17 protein-coding genes and 1 other RNA gene are annotated in these 17,555 nt (G+C 51.3%); 1 reads left to right on the top strand and 17 read right to left on the bottom strand.

Annotated elements, in window-relative coordinates:
- Positions 1-214: 214 nt before the first annotated feature.
- The 14 genes from CFI03_RS25430 to rpoE all read right to left on the bottom strand — a co-directional run bounded on the left by CFI03_RS25430 (position 215) and on the right by rpoE (position 12,458).
- Positions 215-478 carry a pro-sigmaK processing inhibitor BofA family protein gene (locus CFI03_RS25430; protein WP_127497872.1) on the bottom strand — a complete coding sequence of 88 codons (264 nt, stop codon included), beginning with the start codon at positions 476-478 and terminating at the stop codon, positions 215-217.
- The gene (locus tag CFI03_RS25425; protein WP_248760646.1) at positions 475-792 is read right to left on the bottom strand and encodes a DUF2508 family protein; all 318 of its coding nucleotides are present in this window, start codon (positions 790-792) and stop codon (positions 475-477) included. The genes CFI03_RS25430 and CFI03_RS25425 overlap by 4 nt, the downstream gene beginning before the upstream one ends.
- Positions 793-945: 153 nt before the next feature.
- Positions 946-1,545: a recombination mediator RecR gene (gene recR, locus CFI03_RS25420; protein WP_127497867.1), complete on the bottom strand. Its 600-nt coding sequence runs from the start codon at positions 1,543-1,545 to the stop codon at positions 946-948.
- A 105-nt stretch (positions 1,546-1,650) separates the two neighbouring features.
- A complete protein-coding gene (locus tag CFI03_RS25415) occupies positions 1,651-1,962 on the bottom strand; it encodes a YbaB/EbfC family nucleoid-associated protein (RefSeq protein WP_127497865.1) in 312 nt (103 codons plus the stop codon).
- A gap of 23 nt (positions 1,963-1,985) precedes the next feature.
- Complete coding sequence (gene dnaX / locus CFI03_RS25410; protein ID WP_248760645.1) at positions 1,986-3,758, bottom strand: DNA polymerase III subunit gamma/tau; 1,773 nt, start codon at positions 3,756-3,758, stop codon at positions 1,986-1,988.
- Positions 3,759-3,913: 155 nt separating this feature from the next.
- An RNA gene (gene ffs / locus CFI03_RS25405) (signal recognition particle sRNA large type) lies at positions 3,914-4,181 on the bottom strand.
- Positions 4,182-4,241: 60 nt separating this feature from the next.
- Positions 4,242-4,676 (bottom strand): hypothetical protein, encoded by a 435-nt coding sequence (locus tag CFI03_RS25400; protein WP_201008913.1) that lies wholly within the window; start codon positions 4,674-4,676, stop codon positions 4,242-4,244.
- Between the two features lie 72 nt (positions 4,677-4,748).
- Positions 4,749-4,946: a 50S ribosomal protein L31 gene (gene rpmE, locus CFI03_RS25395; RefSeq protein ID WP_012772144.1), complete on the bottom strand. Its 198-nt coding sequence runs from the start codon at positions 4,944-4,946 to the stop codon at positions 4,749-4,751.
- 109 nt (positions 4,947-5,055) lie between these two features.
- A complete protein-coding gene (locus CFI03_RS25390; RefSeq protein WP_248760644.1) occupies positions 5,056-6,309 on the bottom strand; it encodes a radical SAM family protein in 1,254 nt (417 codons plus the stop codon).
- A gap of 24 nt (positions 6,310-6,333) precedes the next feature.
- The gene (rho, locus tag CFI03_RS25385) at positions 6,334-7,698 is read right to left on the bottom strand and encodes a transcription termination factor Rho (protein WP_248760643.1); all 1,365 of its coding nucleotides are present in this window, start codon (positions 7,696-7,698) and stop codon (positions 6,334-6,336) included.
- A gap of 119 nt (positions 7,699-7,817) precedes the next feature.
- Positions 7,818-9,071, bottom strand: coding sequence for a UDP-N-acetylglucosamine 1-carboxyvinyltransferase (locus CFI03_RS25380; RefSeq protein WP_127497855.1), 1,254 nt, complete (start codon positions 9,069-9,071; stop codon positions 7,818-7,820).
- 330 nt (positions 9,072-9,401) lie between these two features.
- Positions 9,402-9,800, bottom strand: a complete 399-nt coding sequence (locus CFI03_RS25375) for a response regulator (protein WP_012772140.1) — start codon at positions 9,798-9,800, stop codon at positions 9,402-9,404.
- Between the two features lie 134 nt (positions 9,801-9,934).
- Positions 9,935-11,539 carry a CTP synthase gene (locus tag CFI03_RS25370; RefSeq protein WP_127497853.1) on the bottom strand — a complete coding sequence of 535 codons (1,605 nt, stop codon included), beginning with the start codon at positions 11,537-11,539 and terminating at the stop codon, positions 9,935-9,937.
- Positions 11,540-11,924: 385 nt separating this feature from the next.
- Positions 11,925-12,458 (bottom strand): DNA-directed RNA polymerase subunit delta, encoded by a 534-nt coding sequence (gene rpoE, locus CFI03_RS25365; RefSeq protein WP_248760647.1) that lies wholly within the window; start codon positions 12,456-12,458, stop codon positions 11,925-11,927.
- A gap of 419 nt (positions 12,459-12,877) precedes the next feature.
- Between rpoE and CFI03_RS25360 the strand changes: the two genes are divergently transcribed.
- Entirely contained in the window at positions 12,878-14,008 is a 1,131-nt protein-coding gene (locus tag CFI03_RS25360) for a S8 family peptidase (protein ID WP_248760642.1), read from the top strand.
- Between the two features lie 703 nt (positions 14,009-14,711).
- Here CFI03_RS25360 and argS read toward each other — a convergent pair.
- The 3 genes from argS to CFI03_RS25345 form a co-directional block, all read right to left on the bottom strand.
- On the bottom strand, positions 14,712-16,391 hold the full coding sequence (gene argS / locus CFI03_RS25355) for an arginine--tRNA ligase (RefSeq protein ID WP_248760641.1): 1,680 nt from the start codon (positions 16,389-16,391) through the stop codon (positions 14,712-14,714).
- Positions 16,388-16,834: a YwiB family protein gene (locus CFI03_RS25350; protein ID WP_248760640.1), complete on the bottom strand. Its 447-nt coding sequence runs from the start codon at positions 16,832-16,834 to the stop codon at positions 16,388-16,390. Before CFI03_RS25350 ends, argS begins: the two co-directional genes overlap by 4 nt.
- Before the next feature lie 79 nt (positions 16,835-16,913).
- The gene (locus CFI03_RS25345; protein ID WP_127497843.1) at positions 16,914-17,447 is read right to left on the bottom strand and encodes a DNA-deoxyinosine glycosylase; all 534 of its coding nucleotides are present in this window, start codon (positions 17,445-17,447) and stop codon (positions 16,914-16,916) included.
- Positions 17,448-17,555 lie beyond the last annotated feature (108 nt).

Raw genomic sequence — 17,555 nt, 5'->3', positions numbered from 1 at the left:
CTCGTTGTTCAGTTTTCAAAGAACAATTTCTTTTTCGTGTCGTTGCCGTGTTTCTCAGCGGCGACTTTTATAATATATCACAGCCGCCTAGATGATTGCAAGTACTTTTTTAAAAACTTTTTTGAAGCTTTTATTTCCTTGCACATGGCGCGAGAAGTAATATACCATGATTCAATTCAGAAGGTCAACCCTTTGTCCAAAAAACTTTAAGGGCTCAGACGATAAAGTACTGAACCCCAGCGATTAATGCAATTCCGGGTACGCCAAGTACGACAACAGTACCTATTGTAACCGGATTAAGCGGAATATATATATTAGGGATAAGTCCGGAGAAATTTAGCACATACAGGACCGCTGCAGCCAAAACAATGTGGATAGAAAAATTACGCAGCCATGTCCACGAGAGCTTTTGCCTAACAAGCACGCCTACCAGAGCAACCGATGATAAAATAAGCATCGCCAGCCATAATGTTTTCATTGTAGCGCCCCTCTCCATTCCGGCCATACCTTGCAGGTCCGCTTGGCAATCCGGATTAGCATCTCGTACCGTTTTTCCGCCGTGATCAACGCATAGATGGCGTAATCAATCTGATCTTCGCCAACGGCAACGTTGAAGAAACGGGTCGCATTTATCCATTCCTTGTGAGCTTCATCAATCTCCGCCCGCAGATGTTCTCTCCATTCCGCCGTATCCGGTTCCGGTACAGGCTGAAACGGGGTCCTCATCATTTCTAACCCGCCCGTATGCTTGCTTTCGGTCGGTTGCTTTATGCCCCGCCATAAGTTCGCCATTACGCCTCTCCTCCTCTGCTCGTCCATCTGGGACAAGACATTTTCTATATATGTATAGAGGCTTGGAACGTTATTTAGAACGGATTGCATCCCGAAAACAAAACAAGAGCCGTCTTCCCTGTCGGGATAACGGCTCTTTCTCCGTGCATTAAGTTAACTGAGTTCTCTGCGTCCTTCAAGCGCTTTGGACAAGGTGACCTCGTCGGCGTATTCAAGGTCGCCGCCAACCGGCAGGCCGTGGGCAATCCGCGTTACCCGGATACCAAACGGTTTGACAAGCCTCGAAATATACATCGCGGTCGCTTCGCCTTCAATATTCGGATTCGTCGCCAAGATCAGCTCTTGCACCCGCTCATCGCTCAAGCGGCGAAGCAGCTCGGCAATCTTGATCTGGTCGGGCCCAATTCCCTCAATTGGAGATATAGCACCCTGAAGCACGTGATAATGTCCTTGAAATTCCTTCGTCCGTTCCATGGCCACAAGGTCCTTTGATTCCTGAACCACACAAATAACGGAGTTATCGCGCGTTTTATCCTGGCAAATCCGGCATGGATCGGTATCGGTAATATTGCAGCAAACGGAGCAGTACGTTAGATTCCGCTTAACGCTGACAAGCGCCTTAGCGAAATCGATAACATCATCTTCTTTCATGCGAAGCACATGAAAAGCCAATCTTGCGGCTGTCTTCGGTCCAACGCCCGGAAGCCGCGTAAAGGCATCAATAAGCTTCGCTATCGGTTCGGGATAAAACAAAACGCGCAGCCCCTTTCAAGCCTCCAGCCTAAACGGCTGACGCCGCCCTTGCGGCGGCGTCAGCATGCGTATAGCTTTTATAAGTTATATAGACAGCAATCCGGCTTAGAATAAGCCTGGAATCTTCATGCCGCCAGTGAATTTGCCCATATCCTGGTTCGCAATTTCGTCTACTTTTGTCAATACGTCATTAACCGCTGTCAAAACAAGGTCTTGCAGCATTTCGACATCATCCGGATCTACCGCTTCAGGTTTGATCGCGATGCTAAGGATTTTTTTGTGGCCGTTCGCTACCACGGTTACAACGCCGCCGCCAGCCGTACCTTCAACCGTTTTGTTTACAAGCTCTTCTTGGGCTTTCATCATTTGCTCTTGCATTTTCTTTACTTGCTTCATCATTTGGTTCATGTTATTCATGACTTATCACCTCATCGTATTAGTTAATTATCTTCTTTAATTACAACTAAGTCTTCACCAAAAAGCTTAACAGCTTCCTCTACCCATTGTGGACGCTGCTCCTCCCCGGTGTCAATCGCATCCGGCTGTAATTCCAGCGTTTCGCCTTCCTGCTCGCCTGAGCGGCTGGCCGCATTCTGCCATTCCTTCAGCATGCAGGTTGCAAGCTTGACCGGATTGCCGAATACGTCCTGCATGACCCGTTCGATAATCTCCCGGTGTGCCGGCCGCTCCGTGGTCTCCCGGTGCATTGTGTTCTTGAAGGCGACAAGTATCGTGGAATCCGTTGCGGCTACCGGCTCTCCGTCAACCAACCATGCATGTACCGTTATTCTTGCTTCCTTCACCCGGTGGAGCACTTCGTTCCACTTCATCCGAACTTGCCCCGTACCCGGACTGCCGGCTGCGGCAACAAACGGATCAAGCTTCACGGTAGACCGGCTGACCGCAGCACCGCCTCCGCCAAAGCCGGGACGGCGGGATGGGCTGGCAGGCTGTCTGGCCGCACCGCCATCACCCGCTCCGGAACCGGAGCCTCCTCCGTTTTGTATAAGCTGCTCCAGCTTGCGCTCAAGGATCTCCACCTGCTGGCGAAGACGCTGCACTTCGGCCGAAGCGGCTGGCGGAGAGGACGCCGCGGCATCGCCGCCGCTTCCCGCTCCCCCAGCACTCTCGTTACCTATTGTGCAAATTTTCATCAATGCGACTTCAAACAAAGTCTGCGGCTGCGAAGCATGCTTCATATCGGATTGATAGGTATTAAGAGTATCAATCATCTTAAACAACCGCTCGGAGCTGAAAGCATCGGCCATTCCGCGGAACCGTTCGGCGTCAACCACCCGCTCCGTTACCGCACCTTGCGGGGCTAGCTTTAATACAAGCAGATCGCGGAAATAGAAGATCAGATTCTCCATGCATTTGTCCGCGCTTTTCCCGGCTTGCGTTAAGCTCTCTACGAGCGGCATGATAGCGGCGACATTACGGTCCCGGATCGCTTCTGCCAGCGCATAGAACTGATCCGCGGCCATACCTCCCGTCACATCAACAGCACCGTCAAGGGTGATTCTCGATCCGCCAAAAGCCGCAACCTGCTCAAGCAAGCTTATCGCATCGCGCATCCCGCCTTCAGATAGACGGGCAATATAAGCGATCGCATCCTCTTCCGCCTCAATGCCTTCTTCCCGGCAAATCTCAAACAGCCGCTCCGATTGCTCTTCCAACGAGACTTGCCGGAAGTCGAATCTTTGGCAACGCGAAATAATCGTAGCCGGAAGCTTATGGGGCTCCGTGGTCGCCAGAATAAAGATAACATGTCCAGGCGGTTCCTCTAACGTCTTCAGAAGCGCGTTAAACGCCTCGGACGTCAGCATGTGGACTTCATCAATAATATACACTTTATATCGAACTTCAGACGGGGCATAACGGACTTTATCGCGAATATCCCGTATTTCGTCAATACCCCGGTTAGACGCCGCGTCAATCTCGACAACGTCCATAATATGACCGGCCGTTATGCCGCGGCATGCATCGCATTCATTACAAGGCTCTTCCGCAGGGCCTCGTTCACAGTTAACCGCTTTTGCCAATACCTTGGCCGCCGTTGTTTTCCCCGTTCCCCGGGGACCATTAAATAAATAGGCGTGCGAAACCCGATTCTCCCGAATCGCATTTTGCAGCGTTTGTATAATATGCCGTTGTCCAACCATGTCCTGGAACGTCTGCGGACGCCAGGCACGATATAATGCAATATGACTCACGCGTTTACGTTCCCTTCGGCTTGCTCATTCTTGTTCTCTATTATACATCATGATGTCTATAAGCAAAACAAAAACACCCGCATTTCCGGCATCTGCTTCTTCAAAACAGATCCCCATCGCTGGTGTTCCTTCACTTAAACTATGAAAATGATGAACCGTGCACCTGCCCTCGATAACATGCGATCCAGGCGGCACTCTTGCGTCTCAGCTCGGGTCAGGCACTCCCCCGGCACATGAACAAACTTGCTTATGGCTGCTTCCTTCCGGACCTGACCAGGTTCACAAGCGTCCATTGCGGAGGACCCAACCGTCAACACTGATTGCAAGCGCCAAACCCTGCATCACATAACCTAAAGCAGGAATTCAACCTCGCTAAAGCGGATTGCGAGTTACAGGGCACCGCTAACTCCCCATCTAGCACGGCAAAACTAAGTATAGCCCATCCAAACGCAAAGCGCAACCGTAGGAAAATGGTAGTTAGGATTAACGGGATGCTTTCACTTTGACATGGTAGCGCGGCATGTTAAGCTGAACAGCCTGCTCCGTCTTTGCGCGCAGCGCCTCAAGCTGAGCGTCCGTCAGATTGGAAGCAGCCTTGATATGAACGGTGAGATCCCCGCCATTAAACGCGACACGACTGCTTTTGATTCCGTCGATTGGCTGCAGCACCTGATTAATAAGCTTCCTGTCCGTCTCGTAATTAAGGAATGTCTTGTTATTAGGCAGGTTCGGGTTGCTGTTGGAATAACCCATGTATCCGTCATGGCCATAGGTTTCCACCTTGCCGTCATTCGTCCGGTGCCCATTGTTCACCCCGTCGGCAGCACAGCCGGTCAAACTAGCGATGACCAATGCCGGTATCGCGAATCCCATAAATATTAAGCGCAGCTTGCGGCGCAGCATCTTTTTGGTAAGCAATCAAAAAACCTCCCTTTAACCATAGGATGGCTAAGGGAGGTTTTCTTATTCTGCCAATTTATGCGGCAGAGATTAGATGCCGTATTTCTTTTTGAAACGATCGACGCGACCGCCTGCATCCAAGAACTTTTGCTTACCCGTGAAGAACGGGTGACATGCGGAACAAACCTCTACGCGAAGATTCGATTTGATCGAACCTGTCTCGAACGTGTTACCGCAAGCGCAAGTGATGTTGGATACGTGGTATGTCGGATGAATACCTTGTTTCATCTCGTTCACCTCTTTCTGCCCTGAACCACATGCGGATCCAGAGTTATAAATCACACAACTCGGATTATAGCACGACCATTACAAGCATGCAATGCCGATGTTTTGCCAGCTACTTGCGCGCCGCCGCCGGCGGAAGATGCGTGTACGAGCCGATAACGACATCCGGCAGCTCTTCGCGGAAGATTTCAAGCATCTGCTTCATCCCGTAAATCTCGCCTTTGGCAGGAGGAATCAACTGCAGGTAGCTCTCCGGATCGATATTCAGGTTGCGCATTTGAATAAGCTTAAGTCCGGTCCGCTTCGCGAATCCGATCATCGCCTCGATCTCTTCTTCGCGGTCGGTTACCCCGGGGAAGATCAAGTAGTTGATGGAGGTGTATACCCCTTTATCCGTCGCGTACTTCAAGGATTTCTCCACATTGGCAAGCGTATATGCGCGCGGCTTGTAGTAAGCATTGTAATGCTCGTCAATAGCGCTTATCGTGCTGACGCGCATCAGGTCAAGACCCGCGTCGACGATTGCGCGCATGAAGTCCGTAAGTCCGGCATTCGTATTGATATTGATATAGCCCTGGTTTGTCCGGCTTCTAACGATCTTCATCGCTTCCACGATGATTTTGGCCTGCGTGGAAGGCTCGCCTTCGCAGCCTTGGCCAAAGCTGATGATCGATTCCGGCGTTTTCAGGTGCTCCAGCATCACTTCCACGATCTCATCCACCGTAGGCTTGAAGTTCATCCGCGTCTGAGGCGCAACAAACCCGCTGTCATCCGGCTGCTCCGAAATGCAGCCGAAGCATCCCGCGTTGCAGGAATAAGAAACGGGTACCCCGCCCTCCCAGCGCTGAAGGAACGTGTTGGAGGATGTTAAGCATTCGTAGCCAAGGGCGCAATGCGACAAATGCTTGTACAGTCTGTTCTCCGGGTATTTGGCAGTCAGCAGTTCTACTCCTTTGCGGACATCTCCCCGGTCGCAGTTAAGCGGATCCCATTTGTACGGATCATCGCTTTGCTCCGCCGCCACATAAAAACCGCCGTCCTTCCAAACGACAGAGGTGTAGCCAAAGAGCGGAAACTTCTCATTCTTATCGGTCTTCACATAGCTTGGCAGCGCCAGCCGGGTATAACCCTGCGGCAACAACGCGCCTACAGCCTGGTAATTGCCGGAGAGCATTTTCATTTCGCCGGTATCCGGATCCATAAAGACTGGACGGGTATGGGGCAGCCCTACGAGCGTAGCTCCCCTTGGCAGAGGGATCAACTCGTCCTCCATTAATTCGACGATCATATCGCCGCTGCGCCCAAGCGCTATATAGTCAGGATGATCAAACACATTGCCTTTCTCATCCGCGTATACGAGATTCATCTTGATGTCCTCCTTCCGGCGGCACTAGGAGCCGTGCGTCGTGCGCGGTGCCGGTCGCCTTCCGGTTGCTGCGCTGCTTTTGAGTCCCGCGCCTGTAGTACCCGTACCTGCGCTTGTCCGCTGCTGCGGGGCAGGTTTATCTTCCGATGCGTCAAGCGACATCAGGAATTCCTCATTCGTCTTCGAATCGGCGAGCTTCTTCAGGAAGCCGTCGACGAAGTCAGGCGTATCGGTCATATTGCGGCGCACAACCCATAATTTATCCAATTCTTCTTTCGATAAAAGCATTTCTTCGCGGCGCGTACCCGATCTGCGGATATCGAGCGCGGGGAAAATACGGCGTTCTGCAAGCTTGCGGTCAAGATGCAGCTCCATATTGCCCGTACCTTTAAATTCTTCATAAATGATGTCATCCATACGCGAGCCGGTCTCGATAAGCGCCGTCGCTAGAATCGTCAAGCTGCCGCCCTCTTCCACATTCCGGGCCGCGCCAAAGAAGCGCTTCGGACGATGGAAAGCTGCCGGATCGATACCGCCGCTAAGCGTACGTCCGGATGGCGGCACAACCAGGTTATAAGCACGGGCAAGACGGGTAATGCTGTCGAGCAAAATAACAACGTCTTTCTTGTGTTCTACCAGACGCAGTGCCCGTTCAAGCACAAGCTCGGCTACTTTTATATGGTTCTCAGGCACTTCATCAAACGTCGAAGCAATAACTTCACCCTTCACGGAACGCTGCATATCCGTTACTTCCTCGGGGCGTTCATCAATAAGCAGCACAAACAACTCGATATCCGGGTGATTCGTCGAAATACTGTTCGCTATTTCTTTGAGCAGCAAGGTTTTACCCGCTTTTGGCGGAGCTACAATCAGTCCGCGTTGACCAAGGCCAACAGGCGCAAGTAAGTCCATAATTCGAGTAGAAAGTTTGGAAGATGCCGTTTCCAGCACGAGCTTTTTCTGTGGATAAAGAGGAGTTAGAGCGGGAAAATGAAGTCTTTCGGCCGCTTGCGCAGGATCGGTGCCGTTTACGGCGTTTACCTGGAGGAGACCAAAGTATTTCTCAGAGTCTTTCGGCAGCCGGCATTTGCCCGATACAAGGTCGCCGGTACGCAAGTCGAATTTTCGAATCTGGGAAGCAGAGATATAAATATCCTCTTTGCTAGGCAAATAGTTGATTGGCCGCAAGAAGCCGAAGCCTTCCGGCAATGTTTCAAGTACACCCTGCATAAACATGAGGCCGCTTTTTTCCGCTTGTGCCCGTAAAATCGCAAATATTAATTCCTTCTTCTTCAGCTGGCCGTAGTACGGTATTTGATACTGCTTCGCCAATTTGTACAACTCGGTCAGCTTCATTTCTTCGAGATCGGAGATCTGAAGATCTGTCATATTCTCACCACTTTGTATTCAGTTTTAGCTATCATTATATACCCGATTTGACGAATTCTATTCGTTCAGGCTACCAGAAAAACGCCAAATCGGGTGTTTTGCTCCGTTAAAAATAAAAATTATTCCGTTTCCCGCCAAACATCCGCACCAAGTCTGCGCAGGTTATCAACGAGATTGTCGTAACCGCGGTCAATATATTCTACGCCAGTGATCTCCGTAATTCCTTCTTTGACGGTAAGACCGGCGATCACAAGCGCCGCGCCTGCCCGCAGATCGGCGGCTTTAACCTTCGCCGCAAAAAACTCTCCGCCCTCAATAATGGCGGAACGGCCCTCCACGCGAATATTCGCGCCCATCCGGTTGAGTTCCGGCACATGCTTGAAACGGTTGCTGTAGACATAATCGCTCAGGATGCTGACGCCCTTGGCCTGGGCAAGCAGCGTTGTCATCGGAGACTGTAGGTCCGTTGCAAAACCTGGATAAACCAGAGCTTTCACGTCAACAGCCGTATACTCCGGAGCGCCGATTATACGGATAGACTCGTCCATTTCCTGAACGGTTACGCCCATTTCTTCAAGCTTTGCAGTCATGGCTTCCATATGCTTCGGAATAACGTTGTCGATGGTAACGTCTCCGCGCGTTGCCGCTGCAGCAATCATGTAAGTGCCTGCCTGAATCCGGTCCGGAATAATCGAATGGCGGCAACCATGCATGCTGTCCACCCCTTCAATCCGGATCGTCTCCGTACCCGCACCCTTGATCCTTGCGCCCATCGCGTTCAGAAGCGTTGCCACATCTATAATCTCAGGCTCTTTTGCCGCATTTTCGATAATCGTAGAGCCTTTGGCCCGGGAGGCCGCAAGCATTATATTAATGGTCGCGCCAACGCTGACAACGTCGAGATAAATTTTCGCTCCGCGCAGCTCTTTGGCATGAATCCGCATCGAGCCTTGTTCGTTGGTAACGGTAGCACCCAGAGCCTCAAAGCCTTTAATATGCTGATCGATTGGTCTTGGCTCGAAATTACATCCGCCAGGCAATCCGATAATCGCTTCCCCAAAGCGTCCAAGCATGGCACCCATCAAATAATAAGAAGCACGCAGCAGCTTCACTTTTCCATTTGGCATCGGTTTCGATTCAAGCCGCGAAGGATCAATCTTCATGACATCGCCCTGCCAGCTTACGACAGCACCGAGGTCCTGCAGGATCTCACTATATACGACAACATCGCTCAAATGGGGCAAATTGTCCAATACCACTTCTGATTCTGCCAATATGGCAGCCGGAACCAGAGCGACGGCACTGTTCTTTGCTCCGCTTATTTGGACGGTGCCCCGCAGCGGACGTCCACCGCGTATCATCAATTTCTCCATCAAATATAGTCCTCCCGAAATGTAAGAAGAAACATAGGAAAACCGCCATATGGCGCGAGCTTATACTGACACGCTCGCCGTGATGGGCGGCTCATTATCCCGTACTCCTATTTAGTACACTTTGCTTGTTTTTGCTTCTTTGCGAAGCGAAATTTTATCGTTAATAAAAGATTAACATGTCTATTAGACCGTTGATTCTGAGCCATTATACCATATCGGGACAGGGAATGGTATTTCTCTTACAGAAGTAGGCAACGGGTTAGAAACCTTTAATATAGGGGGTGCGAATTAATCCTTTTAAAAGGGAATTCTCATAAAAAAAAGGGTCCCTTAGGACCCTACCGCAAAGCGGTTATTGGAATTGCCGCCGTGAAGCTGCATATTAACCGCAATCCGCATCTCATCGATATCGAACGGTTTCGTGAAATGCATAACAGCCCCCAGATCGGTCGCTTCCTTGATCATGTCAAGCTCGCCGTAAGCCGTCATCATGATGACTTTGATATCACGGTTAATTGCCTTCACATGCTTTAAAATTTCAAGTCCGTCCATCCCCGGAATCTTCATATCAAGCAGAACGAGGTCAGGATTCTCGGCTTTTACGATTTCCAGTGCCAACCTACCGTTTGAAGCTTGGAAAGTATTGTAGCCTTCACTGCTGAACACTTCCATCAGAAGCACACGGATGCCATTCTGATCATCAACGATTAATAGCTTCTTCTTCTCCAAGATATTTACCTCCCGCGACTCGACCCACAACTGGTCAACTCTTCCATAATCGTTAATATATTCGCGCGGAGAGGTACATTATCCTGCTTTTCCACTAAAAAAATTGGAGACATCGGATGTCAGAACAGCTGTTCTTACTGTCCGGAGTATTTCAAAGCCGCACGCACAAAGCCGCGGAAGAGCGGTTGAGGACGGTTCGGACGGGAAGTGAATTCCGGATGGAATTGAACCGCGAGGAACCATGGATGCTCCGGAAGCTCCACCATTTCCACCAGACGGCCGTCCGGCGAAGTGCCGGAAATGCGAAGACCCGCCGATTCAATGCGCTCACGGTACTCGTTATTGAATTCATACCGGTGACGGTGACGCTCATAAACAAGCTCATCGTTATATTCAGTAGCCGCAAGCGATCCCGGCTTCAATTTGCAAGGGTAAAGGCCAAGACGCATCGTGCCGCCCATGTCCTCGATGTCTTTCTGGTCCGGCAGAAGGTCGATAACCGGATACGGCGTCGACGGATTGATCTCCGCGCTGTTCGCGCCCGACAGGCCGGCTACGCTGCGCGCGTATTCGATAACGGCAACCTGCATGCCAAGGCAAATGCCGAAGAACGGAATTTGCTGCTCGCGGGCATAACGGATAGCCGAAACTTTCCCTTCAATACCGCGATCGCCAAAGCCGCCAGGCACAAGAATACCGTGTACGCCTTTCAGCATTTCCGAAACGTTCTCGTCGTCGATCTCTTCCGCGTTCACCCAGCGAAGCTTCACTTCGGAGTCCGCATCGATACCCGCATGGCCCAGAGCTTCAACGATGGAAAGGTAAGCGTCATGGAGCGCAACGTATTTGCCGACAATGGCGATTTCCGTCGTTTTATGCAACGATTTTACGCGGTTTACAAGATCTTCCCATTGCGTCATGTCCGGTTGGTTCGTCGTAAGCTTCAGATGGTTCACCACGATATCGTCGAGACCTTGCTCGCGAAGCATCAGCGGTACTTCATACAAAGTCGAAGCATCGATACATTCAACAACCGCGTTAGCGTCGATGTCGCAGAACAAGCCGATCTTGCGTTTCAGGTCTTCCGACAGCGCATGCTCGGTACGGCATACGATAACGTTAGGCTGAATGCCGATGCTGCGGAGTTCTTTTACGCTATGCTGCGTTGGCTTGGTTTTCACTTCGCCCGCTGCTTTGATGTATGGAATAAGCGTTACGTGAATGTACATCACGTTGTCGCGCCCGATATCGCTTTTGATTTGGCGGATTGCTTCAAGGAAAGGCAAGCTTTCGATGTCGCCCACCGTACCGCCGATTTCGGTGATTACAACGTCGGAGCCGGCTTCTTTGCCAGCGCGGTATACGCGCTCCTTGATTTCGTTCGTAATGTGCGGGATAACCTGAACCGTTCCGCCCAGATATTCACCGCGGCGTTCCTTGGAGATAACGTTCGAATAAATCTTGCCTGTCGTAACGCTGCTGTACTTCGTCAGGTTAATATCGATAAACCGTTCATAATGCCCAAGGTCAAGGTCTGTTTCCGCACCGTCGTCTGTTACGAATACTTCGCCATGCTGGTACGGGCTCATCGTTCCCGGGTCAACGTTGATATAAGGATCGAACTTTTGAATCGTTACTTTCAACCCTCTGTTCTTAAGCAGACGGCCGAGTGATGCAGCGGTAATTCCTTTGCCAAGCGATGAAACGACGCCCCCGGTTACAAAAATATATTTTGTCACTTTGCTAATACCCTCCATGCTCCTCTGGTTATGTTTAGGTTATCCCATTTGCACAATAAACATGGATTAGCAGACTCTCTATTCCTCTGTCCAGTTTATGGATGAACAAATCAGGTTCCTGAACTTGCTTCTAACTTGCTTCTACAAACAAAAAAAGTGACACCCGTCTTCACGGGGCACTTTTCATTTGGCATATTATTATAACGTGTAGCTTGCCGGTAAAACGCGGCAAATGCTAAATCCGCAGAGGCTTGTATCCCTCAAAAACGGGAAGGTAAGCCATTGCTGCTTATGCGGTACGTTAACCGAATCTTAAAGCCCATGCAATAGTTTACTCTGCCCGTATGCGGACTGTCAAGCTTAAACACGGCAAGCCGGAGGGAGATTATTTATCGTCTTCTTCTTCCTCGTCGTCTTCAAAATCTTCGTCTTCGGAGTCTTCGTCGTCAAGCTCGGCATCAGCGTCGAGTTCCTCGTCAACTTCTTCATCTTCGAGCTCTTCGTCTTCGATGCCAACCTCTTCATCGACTTCTTCTTCTGCGTCGGCTTCGCCGAATTCGCGGTCTTCATCGTAAGAATCGTAATCCTCTTCTTCGGCTGCGTACGAATCATCTTCCTCGTCCGCGAACAGATCCTCATCGTCATCGTCGTCATCGTTAATAATGCGCGGACGCTTAGCGTTTGTAATCGGATCTTCATTGCGTTCAACCGGATACCAGCGTTTCAGCCCCCACATGTTGCTGCCGACGCAGGCGAAACGGCCGTCAATGTTAATCTCCGTATATACTTGAGCGATCACTTGATTGATTTGATCCGCAGACAATCCGCGAATTTTCGCAATTTCCATCATCAGGTCACGGTAGTAGTAAGGCGTATTAGCGGATTTCAGCACTTCAAACGCCAGGTCCACCATAGGCATTTCCTTCAACCGTTCAGGATCGAGCTTCAATGCAATATTGCCGTTGCTCACATGGACACATCCTCTCTTGCTATCTTCATACTTTCGTAATCATAACCAATATCACAGTATAGTAAAACCTATTTTATTCAAAAAAGCAAGCTGTCTCCCGGCTGCTTCTCGCCTATGCAAATGTTCCCTGCAAAAGAAAAAAGCGAAGGGCTGTCCCTTCGCTTTGACTGTATCCATCCGGAGCACGCATCGAGTAATGCGGGACCGGAGCGTAAGAGTCGTTAGAACTCTTACATCATCCTATGTCCTTCACGGCGTTTTGACACGGCTCCATGCCTAATTATCTGAAAAAAGGCAAGTTGCTCATGCGGCCGAACTCCCCGTTTCATACAATAGTTCAGCATCGTCCGTCGGGAGGGGACGCGTAATTGGACATCACCGCTTTTCTCCATTGGTTGAAGGACACGATGGCTTGCACGGGCCAAACGACAAAAAATCGGATTATCCGATTTCAGCAGCAAGGTGACTATCGACGGTTTCTGCAGGAATGGTCAGAAGCATCGACAGCATCCCCGGAACTGAAGCCGGTTAAGCAAATGCGCATCATTCGTGCAATATCTTGTCAGCTCCCTGTCGAAGCAACTTTATCCGGCTTTTCCGGCGGCGTATGGATCGAGGACGACCGCCGTATTACCGTTCACACCGCAGCGAAAACCATGCCATTGGAAAAAGGCATCCCCTGGGGCGTTCAGCAAATCAAAGCCCCGCTTGCCTGGAGCACGACGACCGGACACCGCGTCAAAATCGGCGTCATCGATACCGGCGTAGACTTTAGCCATCCCGATATCCGCCAATCGCTGTCGCGCGGCATTAACCTGCTCAACCGCAGCATGCTGCCTCATGACGACAACGGTCACGGCACGCACATCGCGGGCACAATCGCAGCCGCCAACCAGGTGCAAGGCATGATCGGCATTGCGCCGCGGGCGCAAATTCTCCCGGTAAAAGCATTCGACCATAACGGAAGCGCCTTTGTATCCGACATTATTCTCGGCATCGATTGGTGCGTCCGCAACCGGGTCAACATTATTAACATGAGCTTTGGCATGAAGACGCGCAGCAAAGCTCTCCTCAATGCGATAAACAACGCTTATAATGCCGGCGTTATCGTTGTTGCGTCTTCGGGCAACGACGGCAAACGCCGGACTGTCGATTATCCGGCCAGATATCCGCAGACGATCTCGGTCGGGGCAACAAACAAGCTGCGGCGCATCGCGCCGTTCAGCAACCGGGGCACGTTTATTGACATTTACGCACCCGGCGACAAAATTTTTTCCGCTTGGCTCCGCGGCAAGTATCACGAGATGAGCGGAACATCGATGGCTACCTCCCATGTCAGCGGGGCCATCGCTTTGCTGCTGGCTCATAAGCCGGGATTGTCTCCCGCGGAGATTAAAGCGATTCTGAAAAAGTCGTACCTGCCGCTTCGAAGCACAAAGGCTCCCCGGTATACCGGGGAGATTGACGTGATGAAGATGTTGGGGGCGGCGGACCGATAGATGAGGGAAGGACTTTGCTTGCCGTGAGGAGACTGGCGGCGAACAATGTATCTCCCTCCGGTTGCTGTTGACGCTAAGAAATTTGAATGTACTCATTATAAACGAGATTTCTCAGTCGTCAAAGGCAAGCGCTGCGCTCCTCCGGGAGATACACGGTCCTTGCCCGCACTCATCGGTCCTATTGAGGGACGTAAAGAAACCGTTCCTGGGATTTTCCCCGGAACGGTTTCTTTCGTGTAGGATTATAGCGATTGCTACGCTGTATTAAATGCAGGATATTGGCCTTAATTCGGCAAATGTGGAGAACTACGTTGTATCGAATACATTACAATTGGGCTGAAACGGCCGTTTAGTGCCTCATTAGAGTTGATATACTGCATTAAATGCAATGTAAGTTGTGTTTCTTTACTTAAAGGGTTGAATTTACTGTATTCCGTACAATGTACGGGAAAACCAGTGGCAACGAAGTACATGCTGACAGAAAAAAGATACTGTACTTCGGAAATCTAAGATCAGATGCCATCTTCGCGCATAGCAAGCATGATTTGTTATTTGCCTCGAGGCCGTAAGCGAAATTCGATGCTACTGCGGCGCCAGCAAGAACCAAAAACCACCAAACACAGCAAAGCCGCCAGCTTGAACTGGCGGCTTTGCTGTGAGCAGGCGATCAACCACCTGCTGCGGAATGCGTGACGGAAGCGGATTACATCCGCTCCGGAGCCGATACGCCAACGAGGCGGAGCGTGTTGGCGATAACGATGCGGACAGCGCCAAGCAACGCGATGCGCGCCTGGGTCTGAGTCGCGTCTTCGGTAATGACGCGCTCGGCTTTGTAATAGCTGTGGAACTGCGAAGCCAGTTCATACACGTAGCGGATCAAGCGATGCGGCGCGTATTGAGCCGCAGCTTCCGACACTTCCTGCGGCAGCTCGCCGAGCTTGCGAAGCAGGTCGAATTCGGCTTCGGACGAAAGCTTGCCGAAGTCGATGTCGCCGATCGGCAGGAGGGCAACGTTTTGCTCCTCCGCCTGGCGGAAGATGCTGCAAATGCGGGCATGCGCATATTGCACGTAGAAGACAGGGTTCTCGTTCGAAGTCGAGATGGCAAGGTCCATATCGAAATCCAGATGCGAGTCCATGCTGCGCATCGTGAAGAAGTAACGAATGGCGTCGACGCCAACCTCGTCCATCAGATCCTGCATCGTAACGGCTTTGCCGGTACGCTTGGACATTTTCACTTTTTCGCCGTCCTGGAACAGGCTTACCATCTGAGCGATCAATACGACCAGCTTGTCGGGATCATTGCCAAGCGCTGCCATAGCAGCTTTCACGCGAGGGATATAGCCGTGGTGATCGGCGCCCCAGATGTTGATCATCCGGTCGTAGCCGCGGCTGAATTTGTCTTGGTGGTAAGCAATGTCCGGCGTCAAATAAGTGTAAGAGCCGTCATTTTTCACAAGCACGCGGTTCTTGTCGTCGCCGTAAGGCATCGTCGACAGCCACGTAGCGCCTTCTTCCTCGTACACTTGTCCTTTGGCCTTAAGCGCCTCAAGCGCCTTTTCCACTCGGCCGCTCTCATACAGCGAAGTTTCGCTATACCAGATATCGAAGTTGACGCGGAAGCGTCCAAGGTCGCGTTTGATTTTATCGAGTTCTTTTTCCAATCCGTATTGACGGAAGTAGGCAAAGCGCTCTTCATCGGACAGCGATAGAAGACTATCGCCTTTCTCTTCTGCAAGCAGCTTGCCGAAACCAACGATGTCTTCGCCATGGTAGCCGTCTTCCGGCATTTCCGCGTCTTGACCAAGCGCTTGGCGGTAACGCGCTTCAATCGAGCGCGCCAGGTTGTTGACCTGGTTGCCCGCGTCATTAATATAGTACTCGCGGGTTACTTCATAACCTGCGAAATCGAGCACGTTGCAGAGCGCATCGCCCACGGCCGCGCCGCGCGCATGGCCAAGGTGAAGGTTGCCTGTCGGATTTGCGCTGACGAATTCGACTTCCACGCGTTGGCCGGCTCCTTCTTTGGTGCGTCCATAGTTGACTCCCGCAGCCGTAATCTCGCCGATAACGGAATATAAATAGCTTTTGTCCATGCGGAAATTAATAAAGCCCGGGCCGGCAATCTCGGCCGATTGGATGCCGAACTTCTCGCCGTTCAGGTTGGCGATAATCGTCTCGGCGATTTGGCGCGGGTTTTTCTTCGCCAGCTTGGTAAGCTGCATAGCCGCGTTTGTTGCCAGGTCGCCGTGCGCTTTATCCTTCGGCACCTCCAGCACAAAGGCAGGAAGCTCCTCGCGAGCCGCAAGACCGCCTGTTACCGCCGCGTCCGCAATCGCCTCCTTCACCTTCTCATACATTTGCTCCAACACGTTCGTACTCATTGTTTCTCCTCCTGTATATGGAGCCGGTTCAGAAACCGGCCCGATAAATGTTCATTCATCCATAGTTCATACTGCCACTCAATCGCGAATGGAGGTTCTGCGGAAGCCTGCTTCTCGCCGCCCTCTCCCTTGAGTTCAATAAATGCGGTTGCCGTCTCCATCTGGAACGATGTATAGGGAGAGCGGTAGTAGCCGCTTCTTCGCATTTCTCCGGGCACGAACAGCTGCTCCGATTCCACGACGCCCCGGCGCGTGATCAACAGCTCGTCCTTCCGGTAACGCACAAGGGTCCTGATGGGAGAAGCACTTCCCTCCACCGGCTCTTCGCACCGGATATAAACCGTCCGTTCCTTCCGGAACCATTCCCCCGAATACGTATGTACGACGGACTCCCCATCCTGGGTGCTTGTCAGCGTAATTTTAACCGCCATTCTGTCTTGCATCGCAAAAGCTCCTATATCTCCAGTCTTCTCGTATGTTACTACTATATACAGGAAGCCCCTTAATTTCAACGATTGCGCGCTATTCCGGTAACTCCAAGTACGGAACAATTGCTTTCCAAGCTCCGATCCGGTCCTCCAGATTGCGCATCTTCTGCGTGGGAATGGGACTTGTCGAAGGCAGTTTCAAAAGGGTAAGATGCTGCAGTGCCGGATGATCGCGGAAATATTTACGGAACGTATCGTATGCCTTGCTTCCATTAAAAGCAAAGCATTTCAGTCCCGGATACTTGCCCGCCAAAGCCGGCAGATCATTGGGCTCCTCGTTCTTGATGTTTACGTCAAGGCTGCCGGGCCGTTCGCAGGACTTGATGACGTCAAACACGGCCATATGATGGTCCTGCAAAAAAGCAAGACGCTTCCCGTAATCCTCATCCGGTGCTCCCGCGCCAAACAAGCCATACACCATTCCCCAAAAATAATTGCGTGGATGACCGTAGAACTGCCGGTGCTCCAGCGATTTCACGCTTGGCGCCGTACCCAGCACCAATACGCGAGCCCGCTCGTCAATGACCGGCGGGAATGAATAGATGCGCTCCGTTTGCTCCTGCTCCATATACCGTCCACTCCTTTTAGCTCCTGCATCAAAGATCTTCACTACGTATTCTACACCAGCAGCGCCTTAAAAATAAAAAGAGACGCCTCATTCGCAGCTTATTGAAAG

Origin of the sequence: Paenibacillus sp. ATY16 (assembly GCF_003399985.2) — a bacterium.
In the GTDB taxonomy this organism is placed as follows: Bacteria; Bacillota; Bacilli; order Paenibacillales; family Paenibacillaceae; genus Pristimantibacillus; species Pristimantibacillus glycanilyticus.
The sequence above is the reverse complement of the archived record's forward strand: the minus strand, read 5'-3'. Positions and strand labels throughout refer to the sequence as shown.

What these genes read in the sequence shown, in the direction of transcription:
- CFI03_RS25430 (WP_127497872.1), bottom strand. Translation starts at nt 478, where the DNA reads ATGAAAACATTATGGCTGGCGATGCTTATTTTATCATCGGTTGCTCTG.
- CFI03_RS25425 (WP_248760646.1), bottom strand. Translation starts at nt 792, where the DNA reads ATGGCGAACTTATGGCGGGGCATAAAGCAACCGACCGAAAGCAAGCAT.
- CFI03_RS25415 (WP_127497865.1), bottom strand. Translation starts at nt 1,962, where the DNA reads ATGAATAACATGAACCAAATGATGAAGCAAGTAAAGAAAATGCAAGAG.
- rpmE (WP_012772144.1), bottom strand. Translation starts at nt 4,946, where the DNA reads ATGAAACAAGGTATTCATCCGACATACCACGTATCCAACATCACTTGC.
- CFI03_RS25390 (WP_248760644.1), bottom strand. Translation starts at nt 6,309, where the DNA reads ATGAATCTCGTATACGCGGATGAGAAAGGCAATGTGTTTGATCATCCT.
- rho (WP_248760643.1), bottom strand. Translation starts at nt 7,698, where the DNA reads ATGACAGATCTTCAGATCTCCGATCTCGAAGAAATGAAGCTGACCGAG.
- CFI03_RS25380 (WP_127497855.1), bottom strand. Translation starts at nt 9,071, where the DNA reads ATGGAGAAATTGATGATACGCGGTGGACGTCCGCTGCGGGGCACCGTC.
- rpoE (WP_248760647.1), bottom strand. Translation starts at nt 12,458, where the DNA reads ATGCCTATGGTGGACCTGGCGTTTGAAGTGCTGAAATCCGCTAATACG.
- argS (WP_248760641.1), bottom strand. Translation starts at nt 16,391, where the DNA reads ATGAGTACGAACGTGTTGGAGCAAATGTATGAGAAGGTGAAGGAGGCG.
- CFI03_RS25350 (WP_248760640.1), bottom strand. Translation starts at nt 16,834, where the DNA reads ATGCAAGACAGAATGGCGGTTAAAATTACGCTGACAAGCACCCAGGAT.
- CFI03_RS25345 (WP_127497843.1), bottom strand. Translation starts at nt 17,447, where the DNA reads ATGGAGCAGGAGCAAACGGAGCGCATCTATTCATTCCCGCCGGTCATT.